The sequence below is a fragment of the Leclercia sp. J807 genome, from assembly GCF_009734465.1.
GTDB lineage: Bacteria > Pseudomonadota > Gammaproteobacteria > Enterobacterales > Enterobacteriaceae > Enterobacter.
In genome coordinates, this window is sequence record NZ_CP046446.1 from 2,222,712 (window position 1) to 2,239,711 (window position 17,000).

Consider the following 17,000-nt stretch of genomic DNA (forward strand, 5'->3'; position numbering starts at 1 on the left):
TTTTATGTAAAGCGTGCACAGCTATGTTGTCTAAAGTTAAAACGTTAAAGTGGAAAATAATGCGCAACGATATTGGTCAGGAGACGTAATGGATTTTTCCCCTTTTATGCACGCGTTAGCGGCACTTCTTGTCCAGTGTCTGTGCGGTCTGAAATGGAATCGGTGGGGTACGGGCGGGGCGCTGGGTTCGCTGTGGTTTATCGCCCGGGAACAGACCCAGGCTGAATACCGCTGGATTGCCCTGTTTGGTCACGGCAAGCGCGCCAATATGCCGTGGTGGGGCGGGTTTGACTGGCAGGTCTGGAACGTCGCCAGCCTGCTCGACTGGCTGGTGCCGGTGGTTGCCTGCACCCTTATTTGGCTTTTATCCCGCTCCATGCGCCAGAAAAGGGCAAATATCCCGCAGCTATAGCGCATGTTTAGTCTTTATTTATCTTCCCCATGCTAGCTTATTTACGATCCGCAGCCTGGTATGGAATACCGGGTCCGTAGATAGCAAAATACAAATCTATCCATGCAAGCATTTACCGCCAGTCTCTGGCGGTTTTTTTTGCCTTTCAGCCGCTACATGAATTTTTTTCAACACCAATGAATTTTTCTCGTTTGCCGTAAGCCCGGCGCTGTGACATCTTTTTTAGACATTTAGCCATCCAGAAGGCTAAAGATTCAAAAGATGAATTATCACTGTCGGCAATTACCTGGCGGCAGTTAAAGGAGAAAAACATGCAGCGACAACACGCCCCGTACCGTGCCGATGTGGTAGGCAGTTTCTTACGACCCGACGCCATCAAGCAGGCACGGATCCAGTTTGCCAGCGGTGAGATTAACGCGCAGCAGCTGCGTGCAGTAGAAGACGAGGCGATTCGCCACGTGGTTGAACAGCAGTGCGCCTGCGGCCTGCAGGTGGTGACCGACGGGGAGTTTCGTCGCGCCTGGTGGCACTTTGATTTCTTCGACGGCCTGCAGGGGGTGGAGCGCTACGAATCTGAGCAGGGGATCCAGTTTAACGGCGTGCAGACCAAAGCCCACGGCGTGCGCGTCACCGGCAAACTGGGCTTCGGCAGCCATCCGATGCTCGACGACTTCCGCTATCTGCAGAGCATCAGCGGTAATGCCCAGCCGAAGATGACCATCCCAAGCCCGAGCGTGCTGCATTTCCGCGGTGGGCGTAAGGTGATCGACGCCACGGTCTACCCGGATCTGAATGTCTACTTCGACGATCTGGCGCAGACCTGGCGCGATGCTATCCACGCGTTCTACGACGCGGGCTGCCGCAATCTACAGCTGGACGATACCGTCTGGGCCTACCTCTGCTCCGACGATCAGCGCCGCCAGATCCGCGAGCGGGGCGACGACCCGGACCAGCTGGCGCGTACCTATGCCCGTGTGCTGAACAAGGCGCTGGAAGGTAAGCCGGACGATCTGACCATCGGGCTGCACGTCTGCCGCGGCAACTTCCGCTCGACCTGGATCTCCGAAGGGGGCTACGAGCCGGTGGCCGAGATTTTGTTTGGCACCGTCAACGTCGATGCTTTCTTCCTGGAATACGACAACGATCGCAGCGGCGACTTTGCCCCGTTACGCTTTATCCGTCCGGGCAAGCAGCAGGTCGTGCTGGGTCTGATCACCACCAAAAGCGGCGAGCTGGAGAACCCGGAAGGGGTGAAAGCGCGTCTGGAAGAGGCGGCGAAGTATGTCGCTAAAGATCAGATCTGCCTCAGCCCGCAGTGCGGCTTTGCCTCCACCGAAGAGGGGAACGCCCTGACCGAAGCGCAACAGTGGGACAAGGTGCGTCTGGTCACGCAAATCGCCAGCGAAGTCTGGTAACCGCTTCTCACAGCGTTGCATTAATAAAGTGCAACGCTGTGCCATACTGATCCGCGCCTGCTTTCAGAATTCTCCCCAGCCCCCTGAATCCACAGTTTTTTCGTTCTGGCATCCTTTTTGCTCTGTCTCCTCCTGAATGCTTTTTCTGCGTCCACGCCGTAACGGACGATTTCGCACAGCGTTTCTTTTCAGGAGTGAAAATTATGCATCGTCGTACCTTGTTAAAAGCCTTTGCTTTATCGGCCTCTGTGATGGCCATGGGGATGAGTTTCAGCGTGCAGGCCGCCGACACCATTAAAATTGGCATCATGCACTCCCTCTCCGGAACGATGGCGATTTCCGAAACGCCGCTTAAGGACGTGGCGCTGATGACCATCGATGAGATCAACGCCAAAGGCGGCGTGCTGGGTAAAAAACTGGAGCCGGTGGTGGTAGACCCCGCCTCCAACTGGCCGCTGTTTGCCGAAAAAGCGCGTCAGCTGTTAAGCCAGGATAAAGTGGCGGCGGTGTTTGGCTGCTGGACCTCGGTCTCACGCAAATCGGTTCTGCCAGTGTTTGAGGAGCTGAACGGTCTGCTGTTCTACCCGGTGCAGTACGAAGGGGAAGAGATGTCGCCGAACGTCTTCTACACCGGGGCCGCGCCTAACCAGCAGGCTATCCCGGCGGTGGAGTACCTGATGAGTGAAGACGGCGGAGCGGCGAAGCGCTTCTTCCTGCTCGGCACCGATTACGTCTACCCGCGCACCACCAACAAAATTCTGCGCGCCTTCCTGCACTCCAAAGGCGTTCAGGATAAAGATATCGAAGAGGTCTATACCCCGTTCGGCCACAGCGATTACCAGACCATCGTCGCCAGCATCAAGAAATTCTCTGCCGCAGGCAAAACCGCGGTGGTCTCCACCATCAACGGTGACTCCAACGTACCGTTCTACAAAGAGCTGGCTAACCAGGGCGTAAAAGCCACCGAGGTACCGGTTGTCGCCTTCTCGGTAGGGGAAGAGGAGCTGCGCGGCATCGACACCAAACCGCTGGTGGGTAACCTGGCAGCGTGGAACTACTTCGAATCGGTGGATAACCCGGCCAATCAGACCTTTGTTGCGGCGTACAAAAACTGGGCGAAAACGCAGAAGCTGCCAAACGCCGATACGGTCGTGACCAACGATCCGATGGAAGCCACCTACGTAGGCATCCATATGTGGGCCCAGGCGGTAGAGAAAGCGGGCACCACCGACGTGGATAAAGTGCGTGCCGCCATGGCGGGCCAGTCCTTTAAAGCGCCGTCGGGCTTCACCCTGACCATGGATGCCACCAACCACCATCTGCATAAGCCAGTGATGATCGGTGAAATCGAGGGTAACGGCCAGTTCAACGTGGTGTGGCAGACCGAAGCGCCGGTACGCGCCCAGCCGTGGAGCCCGTTCATCGCCGGAAACGACAAAAAACCCGACACGCCGATTAAAACCGCCAGCAACTGAATCCGGATCAGAGAGGTAAAGCCATGAACGTCATGCGCACGATCTTCGCTCTCGTATGGCTTGCCGGACTGCTGCCAGGGATGGCGCAGGCAACGGACGCCGATAATTTTGTTGCCGCCAGCCGCAGCCAGCAGGCCGTTCTGCTGGAGCAGTGGGCCGCCGCGCCGGATCCGTCCAGGCTGCCGCTGCTGCAGGCTCTGAAACAAGAGAATGTTGTTGTCGACGACAACAAACACGCTTTTACCCGCCAGGCGGGCGGGTTAATCCCCCTCAGTGATGCGGCTCAGGCGCAGGGCTCACCTAAAGCGGTGCGCCTGACCAACCGCCTGAGGGTGCTGGCCGCCACCGCGCTCGCTACCCATCAGCTGACAGGTGACAGTGTCACCGAAAGGCTGGCGGCGGCGCGTCAGCTTCAGCGCGATCCCCAGCCGCAGATGCTGCCGTTTTTACAACGCCAGCTGGCGAGTGAAAGTGATGATGGGGTGCGGGAGGTGTTGAGCCTCGCCGTCGCCAGTCTGCAACTGACCAGCCCGCAACCCGCGGTGCGCAAGCAGGCGGTGACGCTGCTGGGAGAATCGAGCGATCCGGAAGTGCAGGCCCGCCTGCTGCCCTATACCCACGCCCAGACGGAGCCGGATGGTGAAGTACGCGAGGCCGCGGTGGAAAGCCTGCGCCAGATCCAGCATCGTCAGACGATAAGTGACCTGCTGGGGCAGGCGTTTATGGGGCTGTCGTTGGGCTCCATTCTGCTGCTGGCCGCGCTCGGGCTGGCGATCACCTATGGATTGCTCGGGGTGATCAATATGGCGCATGGGGAGATGCTGATGCTCGGGGCTTACGCCACCTGGCTGGTGCAGCAGGCAATGGCGCAGTTTACCCCGCAATGGCTCACTTTTTATCCGCTGGTGGCGCTGCCGGTGGCGTTCATGCTGACGGCGACGGTAGGTATGGCCCTTGAGCGCACGGTGATCCGTCATCTGTATGGCCGTCCGCTGGAGACGCTTCTCGCCACCTGGGGTATCAGCCTGATGCTCATCCAGTTGGTGCGCATGCTCTTCGGGGCGCAGAACCTCGAAGTGGCGAACCCGGCATGGCTCTCCGGCGGCGTGCAGGTCTACGCCAGCCTGATCCTGCCGTGGAACCGGCTGGTGGTGCTGGGCTTTGTGCTGCTGGTGCTGTTTTTCACCTGGCTCATCCTCAACAAAACCCGTCTGGGGCTGAACGTGCGGGCGGTAACGCAGAACCGCAGCATGGCCGCCTGCTGCGGAGTGCCCACCGGGCGCGTCGATATGCTGGCTTTTGGGCTCGGATCGGGGATTGCCGGGCTCGGCGGCGTGGCGCTGTCGCAGCTGGGTAACGTCGGGCCGGAGCTGGGCCAGGGCTACATCATCGACTCCTTCCTCGTGGTGGTGCTCGGCGGTGTGGGTCAACTGGCTGGCAGCGTGGCGGCCGCCTTTGGTCTGGGGATTTTCAACAAGATCCTCGAGCCGCAGATGGGTGCCGTGCTCGGCAAAATCGTGATTCTGGTGGCGATCGTTCTGTTTATTCAGAAGCGCCCGCAGGGGTTATTTGCACTGAAAGGGAGGGTAATTGACTGATGAGCCAGCCACTGACCTTAACGCTGGCGCGCAAGGCGCCGCGCAGCGTACCGATACTCGGCGCCCTGATCCTGGCGGCACTGCTGGTGCTGCCGTTTCTGGCGCTGCTGCCCGCCAGCCATCCGCTGGCCGTTTCGACCTGGATGCTGACCCTGGTAGGCAAAATTCTCTGTTACGCCGTTGTCGCCGTGGCGCTGGATCTGGTGTGGGGCTACGCCGGGATGCTCTCGCTCGGCCACGGCCTGTTTTTCGCCCTCGGCGGCTACGCGATGGGAATGTACCTGATGCGTCAGGCTGCAGGCGACGGCCTTCCGGCGTTTATGTCATTCCTCTCCTGGAGCGAATTACCCTGGTACTGGTGGGGCACCCAGCATTTCGCCTGGGCGCTGGTGCTGATTGTGCTGGTTCCGGGCCTGCTGGCACTGCTGTTCGGCTGGTTTGCCTTCCGCTCAAAAATCAAAGGGGTCTATTTTTCGATCATGACCCAAGCGCTGACCTTCGCCGGGATGCTGCTGTTCTTCCGCAATGAAACGGGCTTTGGCGGCAACAATGGGTTTACTGGCTTTACCACGTTGCTGGGCTTTTCCGTGACCGCCACCACCACGCGTATCGGATTGTTTATTGCCACCGTGCTGCTGCTGGCCGCCTCGCTGGCGGTGGGCTATGCGCTGGCGAAAAGTAAGTTTGGTCGCATCCTGACGGCGGTGCGCGACGCGGAAAACCGGCTCACCTTCTGCGGCTACGATCCGCGCGGCTTTAAGCTGCTGGTCTGGACCCTGTCCGCGGTGCTGTGCGGACTGGCCGGGGCGCTCTACGTCCCGCAGGTCGGGATCATCAACCCCGGCGAGATGTCGCCTACCAACTCCATCGAAGCGGCGATCTGGGTGGCCCTCGGCGGACGCGGAACCCTGATCGGCCCGGTGATTGGCGCGGCGTTGGTCAACGGCGCAAAAAGTGTTTTCACCGTGGCGATGCCGGAGTACTGGCAGTTGTTTCTGGGGCTGATCTTTATTGCCGTCACGCTTTTTTTACCGCGCGGGGTCACGGGCCTGTTACGCAAAGGAGATAAATAATGCAGCCAGCCGAAGCGTTATTTACCCGCCAGCTTCCCGGGGATCGTTACCGCGATCAAACCGACCCGGTGTTGCAGCTGGAGGGGATCAACGTCAGCTTTGACGGGTTTAAAGCACTTACCGATCTGTCGCTCAACATAGGCGTGGGGGAGTTGCGCTGCGTGATTGGCCCCAACGGCGCCGGGAAAACCACCCTGATGGATGTTATCACCGGTAAAACGCGCCCCCAGAGCGGACGGGCAATTTACGATCAGACAACCGATCTCACCACCCTCGACCCGATAGCCATTGCCCGCCAGGGCATCGGGCGCAAATTCCAGAAGCCGACGGTGTTTGAAGCCCTGACGGTATGGGAAAACCTTGAGCTGGCAATGAAAGGGGATAAGTCAGTGTGGGCCAGCCTGCGCGCCCGGCTGAGCAGCGAGCAGGGGGACCGGATCAACGAGATGCTGAGCCTGCTGCGCCTCGGCGGGGAGCGGCATCGCCGGGCGGGGCTGCTGTCTCACGGCCAGAAGCAGTTTCTGGAGATCGGCATGCTGCTGGTACAGGAGCCGCATCTGCTGCTGCTCGATGAGCCGGCCGCGGGGATGACCGACGCCGAAACCGAGTATACCGCCGAGCTGTTCCGCACCCTGGCGGGCAAACACTCGCTGATGGTGGTGGAACATGACATGGGCTTTGTCGAAACCATTGCCGATCACGTGACGGTGCTCCATCAGGGCCGGGTGCTTGCGGAGGGGTCGCTGCGCGACGTGCAGGCCAACGAACAGGTGATTGAAGTCTATCTTGGACGCTAAGGAGCGCGGATGCTAAAGGTTAATGAACTCAATCAGTATTACGGCGGGAGCCACATCCTGCGCGGGGTCAGCTTTGAGGCGCTGCCGGGCGAAGTCACCTGCCTGCTCGGGCGCAACGGCGTAGGTAAAACCACGCTGCTGAAGTGTCTGATGGGGCTGATCCCGGCGCGCAACGGGGAGATCCTCTGGCAGGGCAAAAATCTCACCCAGGCTAAACCGCACCAGCGGGTGCAGGCGGGTGTCGCCTATGTGCCGCAGGGCCGGGACATTTTTCCCCGCCTGACGGTGGAAGAGAACCTGCTGCTCGGGCTATCGCGCTTTCCGGCTCGCGAGGCGAAGCAGGTGCCCGACGAGATCTGGCGGCTGTTTCCGGTATTACAGGAGATGAAGCAGCGTCGGGGCGGGGATCTGTCAGGCGGACAGCAGCAACAGCTGGCAATTGGCCGGGCGCTGGCCAGCCGTCCGCAGCTGCTGATTCTGGATGAGCCGACAGAGGGGATTCAGCCGTCGGTCATCAAGGAGATCGGCCAGGTGATCCGCCAGCTCGCCAACCGGGGAGATATGGCGATCCTGCTGGTGGAACAGTTCTATGATTTTGCCGCCGAGCTGGCCGACAGTTATCTGCTCATGTCCCGGGGAAGCATTATCCAGCGCGGGCGCGGGGAGAATATGGAGCAGGAGGGTGTCCGCGGCCTGGTCGCAATTTAACAGGGTTGTTTTGTGCAATGTTATACTATAACATCTTCACTCACTTAAACGGAGTGAGGATATTATCTTGGCAGGACATATTGGTAAGTTTGCAATAACTCTGGGGGCGCTGCTGGTCAGCGGCCAGTTGTATGCCCATTCCCACGGACATCAGATGACCGAGGCGGAACAAAAAGCGGCAAACGGCGTATTTGACGATAAAGATGTAAAGGATCGCCCGCTCTCCAACTGGGACGGCGTCTGGCAGTCGGTCTATCCGTTTCTGCTGAGCGGCGATCTCGACCCGGTATTCAAAAAGAAGGCGGAGAAAGACAAAAGTAAAACTTTTGATCAGGTAAAAGCCTACTACCGCACCGGTTACGCCACCGACGTAGAGAGCATCGGCATCGAAAATAATGTGATGGAATTTCATCGCGGGAATAACGTCGCCAGCTGCGAATATGTCTCTAGCGGCTACAAGATCCTGACCTACGCTTCCGGTAAAAAAGGGGTGCGCTACCTGTTTGAATGTAAAGACGCCAGCAGCCAGGCGCCGAAATTTGTCCAGTTCAGCGACCATATTATCGGCCCGCGCCAGTCCAGCCATTTCCATATCTTTATGGGCAACACCTCCCACGAGGCGTTATTAAAAGAGATGGACAACTGGCCAACCTACTATCCAAACGAAATGTATAAAGAGCAGGTCGTTGAGGAGATGTTGCACCATTAATTTCGGTGCGAGATGTGTGCCGGGTGACGGCTGCGCCTTACCCGGCTTACTAAAGCTCTGCGCTATATTAAATTGGGCGTTTCAACCCACGCCTTCATCCGCATCCCGCGCAAAATCATCATCCACGCCAGCACAATAGCGACCATCATGATCACAAACAGCGACCAGTGCGGAAGGTGGGTTAGTATCAGCCCGGTGATCATCGGGTTAAACGCCGCACCCAGCCAGCCAAGGGCCTGGGCGGAGAAGTAGCTGGCCTTCATGCCCGGTGGGGCGATGTTGTCGATCAGCATATATTCACCTGGCGCATAAATAATTTCGCCGATGGTAAACACCGCCGCGGCAATACCCCAGTAGACCAGATTCTCGCCGGAGAGCATAAACCCCGCCAGCCCAAGGACGAAAAATAGGGTGCCCAGGGTCATCAGCGGGCGAATATTACGTGCCGACAGTTTGCGACCAATGATGTATTGCAGGGAGACCACCAGCGCGGCATTCACCGGCAGCACCACGGCCACCACCTTTTGGGCAAAATCACTGTCGTAATCGGCCGCCAGTACATACTGAGAGATACAGCTGGCGAATGAGCCGCCCACGTAGGAGGCCAGCAGCCCGGAAAGGGTATACCAGAACAGCGCCCGGTCACGAAGCAGCACTGACGGCTGCCACGGCACCGGGGCGTTTTCACCGTCGGCCGCCACGCTTTTTTGCACATAGCGCTGAACTAAAACCAGCGGCAGCGCAGCGCAGAAGGCGGCAACCCAGAACGGCAGTTGCAGGCTGTACATCACCAGCAGCGTGCTCAGCGGCGGTCCAATGGTCCAGCCAATGTTCAGAAAACTGTAGTTAAGCGAGAAAACGCGCGCCTTTTCCGCCGGGCTCAGCACATCGGAAAACCACGCCTTCAGCACCGTGGAAAAGACCGAATAGGCGCAGTTGATGAGTGAGAATGCCAGCACCACCATGACTGCATTATCCACCAGCGGGATCGCCAGGAAGCCCAACGCCACTGCGGTAATGGCGATCAGCATATAGCGGTTTTTATCGAACTTGTCGGCCAGAATGCCAAACCCCAGGCTGAATACCACGCCAATCGTCAGGGCCACCGTCAGGGCATAACCAATATTCTCCACGCTCATGTTGAAGACGCGGGTTAAATAGATGGTCATAAACGGCAGCGTGGCGCCGCGGCCAATGGTAAGTAATAGCGATGACGCCAGCAGCGCTGCGGTTGAACCCCTGAGAGAGTGTTTCATTTTCCTGCCCGACAAATGCATGTAAATTTTTGTAATATCTATCAGGATTATCACGCCATAAGCATCTTGTATAGCACCCAATTTATCCCTAAGTGCTTTGCCTGCCTGTCAGAATTAATGATCTGTTCCTCGCCCGTTTTTTTCGTTACTTTGATAAGTGTTTACAAAAATTTAATAAACAGGGGCAGGGTATGACGCGCAAAGACGGGCTGCTGGCGTTGCTGGTCGTGGTGGTTTGGGGACTGAATTTTGTGGTGATCAAAGTCGGGCTGCACAATATGCCCCCGCTGATGCTGGCCGGTTTACGCTTTCTGCTGGTAGCCTTCCCGGCGCTCTTTTTTGTCGCGCGCCCGAAAATCCCGTTTCGTCTGTTGCTGGGCTACGGTCTGACCATCAGCTTTGGTCAGTTTGCCTTTCTGTTTTGCGCCATTAACTTCGGCATGCCTGCCGGGCTGGCTTCCCTGGTGCTGCAGGCGCAGGCATTCTTTACCATCATCCTTGGAGCAATGGTGTTTGGCGAGCGGCTGCAGGGTAAGCAGCTGGCGGGGATCGCTCTGGCCGTAGTCGGCGTGCTGGTGCTGGCAGAGGCCAGCCTCAACGGGCAGCACGTCGCGCTGCTGGGCTTTTTACTGACTCTGGCGGCGGCATTCAGCTGGGCCTGTGGCAACATTTTCAACAAAAAGATCATGCAGCTGGAGACGCGTCCGGCGGTGATGTCGCTGTTGGTGTGGAGCGCGCTCATCCCGATTGTGCCCTTTATGCTAGCCTCCTGGCTGATGGATGGCCCGACGGTCATGCTTAACAGCCTGGTCACTCTCGATCTCACCACCATTTTGTCGCTTTTCTACCTGGCCTTTGTCGCCACCATTATCGGCTATGGCATCTGGGGCTCACTGCTCGGACGCTACGAAACCTGGCGGGTGGCGCCGCTGTCGCTGTTAGTGCCGGTGGTGGGGATCGCCAGCGCGGCGCTGCTGTTGGATGAAAAGCTCGGCGCATTGCAACTTGCAGGGGCAATTCTGGTGATGGCAGGGCTCTATATTAATGTCTTTGGTTTTCGCGTGCGCCGGACGGCGCGGGTGAGAAGCTAAAAAAAAGCCCCGCGCGGGCGGGGCAAAACGAATTAATTGTGCTGATTGTAGTACGGCACCCCTAATTCGTCGGATTTGTCGCTGCCTGCGCCCATATGGTTAAAATCGTGAGGCGACTGACCGTTAGCGGTCGGCAGAATCATCGTGTCGCGGCTGTGTGGCTGCGGCACGGATGGCGTTTGCTCCGCAAAACTCTGGCCTGAGACCAGCACCAAAGCGGTAAAGGCGGCGGAAGCGAATAGTTTCATGATTTCCTCGATACGTCTTAGAGCCTAACTCACCAGGCTCTTAATACAGGCGATTAGCAGTTACAATGATTGATCGGAAGCAGATACCGGGATTCCCCATGCATATTGGTAATACGGTATTTATGCGGTGGCACATCGAAGTAGTTCTTGAACGTGCGGGTCAGGGTCTGTTGCGATTCAAACCCGTAACGCTCAGCCAGATACAGGATCGGCTCGTTACTTTCCTTCAGCTTCTGTGCGATTTCCGTTAATTTGCGGCTGCGGATGTACTGGCCTAATGAGTGGCCGGTCTCTTTTTTAAACATCCGTTGCAGGTGCCATTTTGAGTAACCTGAGCGCTCAGACACTTTTTCAAGCGAGAGCGGTGACTCCAGGTTATCTTCGATCCAGTCCAAAATGCTATGAATAGTGATGGCGTCAGTATTGCGTCTGGACATCGTCATACCTCTTTCTGTTTACGGCAGGATTTTCTTAAGCAAACGCTCAAGAGTTGCCACTTCGTCCGCCGTTAAGTTTTTTGTTAGTTCCTGGTGCAGCTCTTGTCCTACTAATTGATGACATTTTTCACACATTTCCGCGCCGTTGCTGGTCAGTTGCAACAGCACGCCGCGTTTGTCATTCGGATTCGGGCGGCGTTCAATCCACCCTTTGCAGACCAGCCGATCGATCATTCGGGTCAGCGCGCCGAGGTCCACAGATAAGATTTTCTTCAGCTCAACCGGGGTAATACACCCTTCGCAGCGCACAGAACAGAGCACTTTAAACTGCGTAGCGGTGATATCCAGCGGCGACAGATAGTCATTGAGCAGGCGATCTTTCTTCTGGTTAACCATATAGATAAGGCGACCCAGCGGAATGATTTCGTTGAAGAGGTCACTGGTGCTTTTCACAATGGTTGCCCTGGCAAGTAGTTTAATCACGGCAGATATTATTGCTCAGGCAACTATAAGTCAACTGAATGCATTTGCTTATGACACGATTTGCTAAAGCGATTCAGATCAAGTTTTTGCCCGTTTTGTCGTTCTATCTATCACCAGAATAAATTGATTCCGTAACGATAATATTACTTACGATGTGTGCGTGGCTGAAACAGGCGGTTTAACCTTATACTTGTCCGGTTAAATTTTGATAAGGACAACTCAGTAAAATGGTTGATTTAATTAAAGCAATTGGGCTTGGGCTAGTGGTATTGCTGCCGCTGGCTAACCCGTTAACTACCGTTGCGCTGTTCCTGGGTCTGGCGGGCGATATGAACCGTGAGCAACGTAACCACCAGTCGCTCATGGCATCCGTATACGTCTTCGCGATCATGATGGTGGCGTACTACGCCGGGCAGTTGGTCATGAACACCTTCGGGATCTCTATTCCCGGCCTGCGTATCGCGGGTGGGCTGATCGTTGCTTTTATCGGCTTCAGAATGCTGTTCCCGGCGCAAAAAGCGACGGATACCACCGACGCGCAGGACGCGCTTGAGGAGAGGCCGGGTAAAGAGGTGCCGAATATCGCCTTTGTGCCTTTGGCGATGCCCAGCACCGCAGGGCCGGGGACCATTGCGATGATCATCAGCTCCGCCTCAACGGTGCGCAGCGGGTCAACTTTTCCGGAATGGGTGGTGATGCTTGCGCCGCCGCTGATCTTCGCCCTTATCGGCGTGATCCTGTGGGGCTGTCTGCGCAGCTCCGGCGCCATTATGCGCTGGGTGGGCAAAGATGGTATCGAAGCGATCTCCCGCCTGATGGGCTTCCTGCTGGTCTGCATGGGCGTGCAGTTTATCATTAACGGCGTGCTGGAAATTATCCAGACTTACCCCTAATCATTGAACCGGGTGGCATTTCGCCACCCGGTCGCCTCGCTAGCCGTGATGGGGCTGCTCTTCCAGTGCGACGGGCCATTTGCGGAAAATCAGTACCGACCAGATTAACGCCGCCAGCGCCGGTATCGCCCCCAGATAGCCAATTGATGCCATCGACAGATGCAGGCTTATCTGATTCCCCACCAGCGCACCTGCGCCAATCCCCAGATTGAAAATGCCGGAAAAGAGCGCCATCGCCACGTCGGTGGCATCGGGCGCCAGCGCCAGCACTTTCACCTGCATCCCAAGACCGATAATCATGATCGCCACGCCCCAGACCAGGCTCAGCAGCGCCAGATGCATTTCGCTCCCTGATGCGGGGAGCAGAAGCAGCAGACACGCCAGCAGCAGGCCAATGGCGCTGCTGACCAGCGTAGAGGCGTGACGGTTGCCGAGCTTACCGAACAGCAGACTGCCGATAATGCCGGCGCCACCCAACAGCAACAGCAGTACCGTGGCAAAGCGGGCGCTGAATCCGGCAACCGACTGCACAAACGGCTCGATATAGCTGTAGGCGGTGTAGTGGGCCGTCACCACGACGACCGTCAGCAGATAGAGACTCATCAGCGCAGGGCGACGCACCAGCAGCGGCAGGCTTTTCAGCGAGCCGGAGTGCTCGCTCGGCAGTTTAGGCAACAGTTTGATCAGACACAGCAGGGTGAACAGCGCCCCGAGGCCGATAATAAAAAAGGTGGTACGCCAGCCAAAATATAGCCCGACAATGCGGCCCAGCGGCAACCCGAGCACCATTGCCAGCGCGGTGCCGGTCGCCAGCAGGCTCAGCGCCTGAGCGCGCTTCCCGGCAGGGGCCAGACGGATAGCCAGAGAGGCGGTAATCGACCAGAAAATGGCGTGGGCAAACGCAATCCCGATCCGGCTTATCACCAGTACCGTAAAGTTCCACGCCAGGAACGACAGCACATGGCTGGCGATAAACAGCACGAACAGGCCGATCAGCAACGCGCGGCGCTCTATCTGGCTGGTGAGCAGCATAAAGGGGAGCGACATCAGCGCCACCACCCAGGCGTAAATGGTGAGCATGATCCCCACCTGCGCCGTCTCCATGCCGAAGCTGCTGGCGATGTCCGAAAGCAACCCGACAGGGACGAACTCCGTGGTGTTAAAGATAAATGCGGCGACGGCGAGCGTTACCACCCGTAGCCATGCGACCCGGCGGGAAACTGTGTTGGTTGTCATAGGAATGTCAGGGATCGGTTACGTATATGAGGTGTTTTGATCTTAAAACCATCACTGATGGAAATACAATCATTTTGTGATGCAGATCTCACTGTGGTGGCAAAGTAATCGCTGGTGAAATCGTTTATTTTCCATGAATATAGGATGCAACATTAAGTTAACAGTAGGTAGAGCGATGCAGGAAATTGAGTTTTATCTCGTTGATGCGTTTAGCGATAGCGCATTTGGCGGGAATCCGGCGGCAGTGTGCCCCCTCGCGGAGTGGTTGCCGGACGAGACGCTGCTGAAGATGACGCAGGAGCATAACCAGTCGGAGACCGCCTTTTTTGTGCGCCATAAAGGTGGCATCGAGCTGCGCTGGTTCACCACCCACGGCGAGGTCAACCTCTGCGGCCACGCGACGCTTGCCACCGCCTGGGTGTTGTTCAACGAGATGGACTATCCTGATGCCCGGATCCATTTTGATACTGCTTCCGGCAGGCTCACCGTCAGCCGCGACGGTGACTGGTTAACCCTCGATTTCCCGGCCTGTCCGACGGAGGCCCAGACCCCACCGCCAGAGATGCTCCACGCGCTGGGGATTAACCGTTACGTCGAGGCCCGTAAGGGACGTGCCTGGGTGCTGGTACTGGAAAACCGTCAGCAGGTTGAGGCGGTTACGCCTGATATTCAGGCCATGACCCCCGGCGAGCACAAAGTGTCGATTACCGCCCGGGGGGAGGGCGAATACGATTTTGTCAGCCGCTTTTTCTCGCCGGGCGTGGCATTGTGGGAAGATCCGGTCACCGGCTCGGCACATACCATGCTGATCCCCTACTGGAGTGAAAAGCTGAACAAAACCTCGCTGTTTGCCCGCCAGATCTCTGCGAGGGGTGGCGATGTGCGTTGTGAACTGAAGGGCGACCGGGTGCTGATGAGCGGCAAGGCATCGCTCTACATGAAAGGTCATCTGTTTTTACGCTAATAACAAGGGTTAACCCAATGAAAGAAATAGAATTCTATCTGGTCGATGCGTTTAGCGACCGCGCATTTGGTGGGAATCCTGCAGCCGTTTGCCCTCTGGAGGCGTGGCTGCCGGATGAGGTTCTGTTAAAGATGGCACAGCAGCATAACCAGTCGGAGACCGCGTTTTTCGTGCGCACCGATACCGGTTTTGAGCTGCGCTGGTTTACCACGCTGCATGAAATTAACCTATGCGGTCACGCCACGCTTGCCAGCGCCCACGTGATTTTTGAGTATCTCGACTACCCGCACACGGAGATCGTCTTCTCAACCCGCTTTGTCGGCGAACTGCGGGTTAAGCGCAGCGGCGACTGGCTGACGCTGGACTTCCCGGCATGGGGTTGTGAGGTGGTGGAAAACCCACCCGAACTGCTGTTCAGCACCCTGGGTATCCGCGAGGCGAAAGAGGTGCGGGCAGGGCGCGATTATATGGTAGTGCTGGAAAACCAGCAGCAGGTTGAGGCCCTAACCCCGGATATCGACGGCATGATGCCGCTGGGTAAGATGGTCTGCGTCACCGCCCCGGGGGATGAGTATGACTTTGTCAGCCGCTTCTTCTGCCCGGGCGCAGGGGTGGCGGAAGATCCGGTTACGGGCTCCGCCCACAGCATGCTGATCCCGTACTGGAGCGAGAAGCTGGGTAAAACCGCGATGCAGGCTCGCCAGGTCTCCGCCCGCGGGGGCGATCTGCGCTGCGAGCTGAAGGGCGACCGGGTGTTGATTGGTGGCCAGGCGGCGCTCTATCTGAAAGGCACCGTGTTCCTCCGCACGCTTTAGAAGCCTTTGTTGTGTTTTAACCACTCCACCTCTTCAGGGGTGGAGCTTCTTCCCATAATGCTGTTGCGGTGCGGATAGCGGCCAAAGCGCGCAATAATCGCCCGGTGTTTGATTTCCGCACTAAGAAAGCCCGGCTCATTCAGGGCGGTAAACAGCCGCTCTGCCTCCTGATGAATGACACGTGATTCCGCATGCATCATCGGCAGTAGCGAGACGCCCTTTTGGTTGCTGTCCAGTTCATGCCACATCGGCTGATAAACCAGCTCCTGAGCCAGAATCAGGGCCATACCATCCTGCTGCCAGGCACGGGGATCGTTGCGGTTCAGGTTACGCGAAAGCTGATCCAGCAAAATAATTTCCGCCAGCCGTCCGTGCGGCCTCTCCCGCCAGTGAAATAGCTCCCCCCGGCAGGCGGCCTGCCACAACGGGTAGAAGCGATGTTTGCACTGGGCGTCAAAATCATCGTTACGGGAAAACCAGAGCGCCTGGTGTTGGTCGTGAAACCAGAATTCAAGAAGCGGGGTGTATTCCATGGCAGCTCCGGCGTTGGGGATAGTGGTTAAAACGTAGCACAATTGTTGCTCACTCTCTGAGGGAGAGGGGCACACATTACCCTCGTCGGCATCGCCCGGCGGCGCTGCGCTTGCACGGGCCTACAGCCCCCCGTAGGCTGGGTAAGGCGTAGCCGCCACCCGGCTAAAGGCCGCACAATCTACCCCAACGACGCACCGCCGCACAGCACCAGCTCCTGCCCGGTGATGGGCGCAGCCTCGGCGCTCAGCAGGTAGTTCACCATCGCCGCCACCTCTTCCGGGGCGATGAGCCTCCCCATCGGCGGCACTTTTGGCGGCGATGTTTCCCGCCCCGGCGCGCTCAGCATCGGCGTCTGGGTTGCCCCCGGCGCGACCACGTTAGCGGTGATCCCCCGCGGCGCCAGCTCTGCTGCCCAGCTGCGCATCATGCCTACCAGTGCCGCTTTGGTGGCGACATACTGCGAACGTCCTGCGGCACCCTGTGAGGTGCGGCTGCCGATAGCCACCAGCCGTCCACCGGCGCTCATCCGTGGGGCAAAGTGGTTGAACAGGATCTCGGCGGTGTGAATATGCAGCCCCCACAGGCGGGCGCTGACTGCCGGATCCAGCTCACCGAGCGGGGCGGCAGCCATCATCCCAGCGGCGTGAATAATCGCCTGTGGCACCGGAAGGGCGTTGAGCGCGGCAGAGAACGTGACAGTGTCACATAAATCGACGCTCAGGCTGGTGAAGTTCGGATTAGCGTTGTCCACCCCGCGACGACTGATCCCCGTTACCTGCCAGCCCTCGGCCAGCAGGCGGTTAACGATCGCTTCGCCGATGCCGGAGCTGGCCCCCGTGACGATGGCTGAACGCAT

The 17,000-nt window shown here is 57.8% G+C and carries 19 protein-coding genes; 12 read left to right on the forward strand and 7 right to left on the reverse strand.

What is annotated here, in order from left to right; all coding sequences use genetic code 11:
• Positions 1–88 precede the first annotated feature (88 nt).
• The 8 genes from GNG26_RS10750 to zinT all read left to right on the forward strand — a co-directional run bounded on the left by GNG26_RS10750 (position 89) and on the right by zinT (position 8,187).
• Positions 89–412 (forward strand): hypothetical protein, encoded by a 324-nt coding sequence (locus GNG26_RS10750; RefSeq protein WP_156238660.1) that lies wholly within the window; start codon positions 89–91, stop codon positions 410–412.
• Between the two features lie 311 nt (positions 413–723).
• Positions 724–1,827, forward strand: coding sequence for a cobalamin-independent methionine synthase II family protein (locus tag GNG26_RS10755; protein ID WP_156238661.1), 1,104 nt, complete (start codon positions 724–726; stop codon positions 1,825–1,827).
• Positions 1,828–2,030: 203 nt separating this feature from the next.
• Positions 2,031–3,302 (forward strand): urea ABC transporter substrate-binding protein, encoded by a 1,272-nt coding sequence (gene urtA / locus GNG26_RS10760; RefSeq protein WP_156238662.1) that lies wholly within the window; start codon positions 2,031–2,033, stop codon positions 3,300–3,302.
• A gap of 23 nt (positions 3,303–3,325) precedes the next feature.
• Entirely contained in the window at positions 3,326–4,900 is a 1,575-nt protein-coding gene (gene urtB, locus GNG26_RS10765; protein ID WP_156238663.1) for an urea ABC transporter permease subunit UrtB, read from the forward strand.
• A complete protein-coding gene (gene urtC, locus GNG26_RS10770) occupies positions 4,900–5,973 on the forward strand; it encodes an urea ABC transporter permease subunit UrtC (protein WP_156238664.1) in 1,074 nt (357 codons plus the stop codon). The genes urtB and urtC overlap by 1 nt, the downstream gene beginning before the upstream one ends.
• On the forward strand, positions 5,973–6,770 hold the full coding sequence (urtD, locus tag GNG26_RS10775) for an urea ABC transporter ATP-binding protein UrtD (RefSeq protein WP_103179546.1): 798 nt from the start codon (positions 5,973–5,975) through the stop codon (positions 6,768–6,770). The genes urtC and urtD overlap by 1 nt, the downstream gene beginning before the upstream one ends.
• A 9-nt stretch (positions 6,771–6,779) precedes the next feature.
• The gene (gene urtE / locus GNG26_RS10780; protein WP_156238665.1) at positions 6,780–7,478 is read left to right on the forward strand and encodes an urea ABC transporter ATP-binding subunit UrtE; all 699 of its coding nucleotides are present in this window, start codon (positions 6,780–6,782) and stop codon (positions 7,476–7,478) included.
• A gap of 67 nt (positions 7,479–7,545) precedes the next feature.
• Complete coding sequence (gene zinT, locus GNG26_RS10785) at positions 7,546–8,187, forward strand: metal-binding protein ZinT (RefSeq protein ID WP_156238666.1); 642 nt, start codon at positions 7,546–7,548, stop codon at positions 8,185–8,187.
• Positions 8,188–8,249: 62 nt separating this feature from the next.
• Here the strand turns inward: zinT and ydeE are convergent, their stop codons facing one another.
• Complete coding sequence (ydeE, locus tag GNG26_RS10790) at positions 8,250–9,443, reverse strand: efflux MFS transporter YdeE (RefSeq protein ID WP_156238667.1); 1,194 nt, start codon at positions 9,441–9,443, stop codon at positions 8,250–8,252.
• Positions 9,444–9,634: 191 nt separating this feature from the next.
• Between ydeE and eamA the strand changes: the two genes are divergently transcribed.
• Positions 9,635–10,534, forward strand: a complete 900-nt coding sequence (eamA, locus tag GNG26_RS10795; RefSeq protein WP_156238668.1) for an O-acetylserine/cysteine exporter — start codon at positions 9,635–9,637, stop codon at positions 10,532–10,534.
• Positions 10,535–10,566: 32 nt separating this feature from the next.
• Here eamA and marB read toward each other — a convergent pair whose 3' ends face one another.
• From marB to marR, 3 genes are read right to left on the reverse strand one after another with little or no spacing between them, the layout of a single operon-like run.
• Positions 10,567–10,782: a multiple antibiotic resistance protein MarB gene (gene marB / locus GNG26_RS10800; RefSeq protein ID WP_103179554.1), complete on the reverse strand. Its 216-nt coding sequence runs from the start codon at positions 10,780–10,782 to the stop codon at positions 10,567–10,569.
• Positions 10,783–10,835: 53 nt separating this feature from the next.
• Entirely contained in the window at positions 10,836–11,219 is a 384-nt protein-coding gene (gene marA / locus GNG26_RS10805; RefSeq protein WP_139156372.1) for an MDR efflux pump AcrAB transcriptional activator MarA, read from the reverse strand.
• 18 nt (positions 11,220–11,237) lie between these two features.
• Positions 11,238–11,672 carry a multiple antibiotic resistance transcriptional regulator MarR gene (gene marR / locus GNG26_RS10810; RefSeq protein ID WP_103824448.1) on the reverse strand — a complete coding sequence of 145 codons (435 nt, stop codon included), beginning with the start codon at positions 11,670–11,672 and terminating at the stop codon, positions 11,238–11,240.
• 257 nt (positions 11,673–11,929) lie between these two features.
• Between marR and GNG26_RS10815 the strand changes: the two genes are divergently transcribed.
• On the forward strand, positions 11,930–12,595 hold the full coding sequence (locus GNG26_RS10815; protein ID WP_103824447.1) for a MarC family NAAT transporter: 666 nt from the start codon (positions 11,930–11,932) through the stop codon (positions 12,593–12,595).
• A gap of 39 nt (positions 12,596–12,634) precedes the next feature.
• Here GNG26_RS10815 and GNG26_RS10820 read toward each other — a convergent pair whose 3' ends face one another.
• The gene (locus tag GNG26_RS10820; RefSeq protein ID WP_156238669.1) at positions 12,635–13,831 is read right to left on the reverse strand and encodes a sugar transporter; all 1,197 of its coding nucleotides are present in this window, start codon (positions 13,829–13,831) and stop codon (positions 12,635–12,637) included.
• Positions 13,832–14,006: 175 nt separating this feature from the next.
• On the opposite strand from GNG26_RS10820, the gene GNG26_RS10825 reads away from it, so the two are divergent.
• Together GNG26_RS10825 and GNG26_RS10830 are read left to right on the forward strand one after the other, a co-directional pair.
• The gene (locus tag GNG26_RS10825) at positions 14,007–14,795 is read left to right on the forward strand and encodes a PhzF family phenazine biosynthesis protein (protein ID WP_156238670.1); all 789 of its coding nucleotides are present in this window, start codon (positions 14,007–14,009) and stop codon (positions 14,793–14,795) included.
• 17 nt (positions 14,796–14,812) lie between these two features.
• Entirely contained in the window at positions 14,813–15,610 is a 798-nt protein-coding gene (locus tag GNG26_RS10830; protein ID WP_156238671.1) for a PhzF family phenazine biosynthesis protein, read from the forward strand.
• On the opposite strand, the gene GNG26_RS10835 is transcribed toward GNG26_RS10830, so the two are convergent.
• Both GNG26_RS10835 and GNG26_RS10840 read right to left on the reverse strand, forming a co-directional pair.
• Positions 15,607–16,143, reverse strand: coding sequence for a DUF924 family protein (locus GNG26_RS10835; protein WP_156238672.1), 537 nt, complete (start codon positions 16,141–16,143; stop codon positions 15,607–15,609). The genes GNG26_RS10830 and GNG26_RS10835 overlap by 4 nt on opposite strands.
• A gap of 179 nt (positions 16,144–16,322) precedes the next feature.
• A complete protein-coding gene (locus GNG26_RS10840) occupies positions 16,323–17,000 on the reverse strand; it encodes an SDR family NAD(P)-dependent oxidoreductase (RefSeq protein ID WP_156238673.1) in 678 nt (225 codons plus the stop codon).

Excerpts from the sequence above, each read along its gene's own strand:
- GNG26_RS10750 (WP_156238660.1), top strand. The coding sequence starts at position 89 with ATGGATTTTTCCCCTTTTATGCACGCGTTAGCGGCACTTCTTGTCCAG.
- GNG26_RS10755 (WP_156238661.1), top strand. The coding sequence starts at position 724 with ATGCAGCGACAACACGCCCCGTACCGTGCCGATGTGGTAGGCAGTTTC.
- urtA (WP_156238662.1), top strand. The coding sequence starts at position 2,031 with ATGCATCGTCGTACCTTGTTAAAAGCCTTTGCTTTATCGGCCTCTGTG.
- urtB (WP_156238663.1), top strand. The coding sequence starts at position 3,326 with ATGAACGTCATGCGCACGATCTTCGCTCTCGTATGGCTTGCCGGACTG.
- urtC (WP_156238664.1), top strand. The coding sequence starts at position 4,900 with ATGAGCCAGCCACTGACCTTAACGCTGGCGCGCAAGGCGCCGCGCAGC.
- urtD (WP_103179546.1), top strand. The coding sequence starts at position 5,973 with ATGCAGCCAGCCGAAGCGTTATTTACCCGCCAGCTTCCCGGGGATCGT.
- urtE (WP_156238665.1), top strand. The coding sequence starts at position 6,780 with ATGCTAAAGGTTAATGAACTCAATCAGTATTACGGCGGGAGCCACATC.
- ydeE (WP_156238667.1), bottom strand. The coding sequence starts at position 9,443 with ATGAAACACTCTCTCAGGGGTTCAACCGCAGCGCTGCTGGCGTCATCG.
- eamA (WP_156238668.1), top strand. The coding sequence starts at position 9,635 with ATGACGCGCAAAGACGGGCTGCTGGCGTTGCTGGTCGTGGTGGTTTGG.
- marB (WP_103179554.1), bottom strand. The coding sequence starts at position 10,782 with ATGAAACTATTCGCTTCCGCCGCCTTTACCGCTTTGGTGCTGGTCTCA.
- marA (WP_139156372.1), bottom strand. The coding sequence starts at position 11,219 with ATGTCCAGACGCAATACTGACGCCATCACTATTCATAGCATTTTGGAC.
- GNG26_RS10815 (WP_103824447.1), top strand. The coding sequence starts at position 11,930 with ATGGTTGATTTAATTAAAGCAATTGGGCTTGGGCTAGTGGTATTGCTG.
- GNG26_RS10820 (WP_156238669.1), bottom strand. The coding sequence starts at position 13,831 with ATGACAACCAACACAGTTTCCCGCCGGGTCGCATGGCTACGGGTGGTA.
- GNG26_RS10825 (WP_156238670.1), top strand. The coding sequence starts at position 14,007 with ATGCAGGAAATTGAGTTTTATCTCGTTGATGCGTTTAGCGATAGCGCA.
- GNG26_RS10830 (WP_156238671.1), top strand. The coding sequence starts at position 14,813 with ATGAAAGAAATAGAATTCTATCTGGTCGATGCGTTTAGCGACCGCGCA.
- GNG26_RS10835 (WP_156238672.1), bottom strand. The coding sequence starts at position 16,143 with ATGGAATACACCCCGCTTCTTGAATTCTGGTTTCACGACCAACACCAG.
- GNG26_RS10840 (WP_156238673.1), bottom strand. The coding sequence starts at position 17,000 with ATGCGTTCAGCCATCGTCACGGGGGCCAGCTCCGGCATCGGCGAAGCG.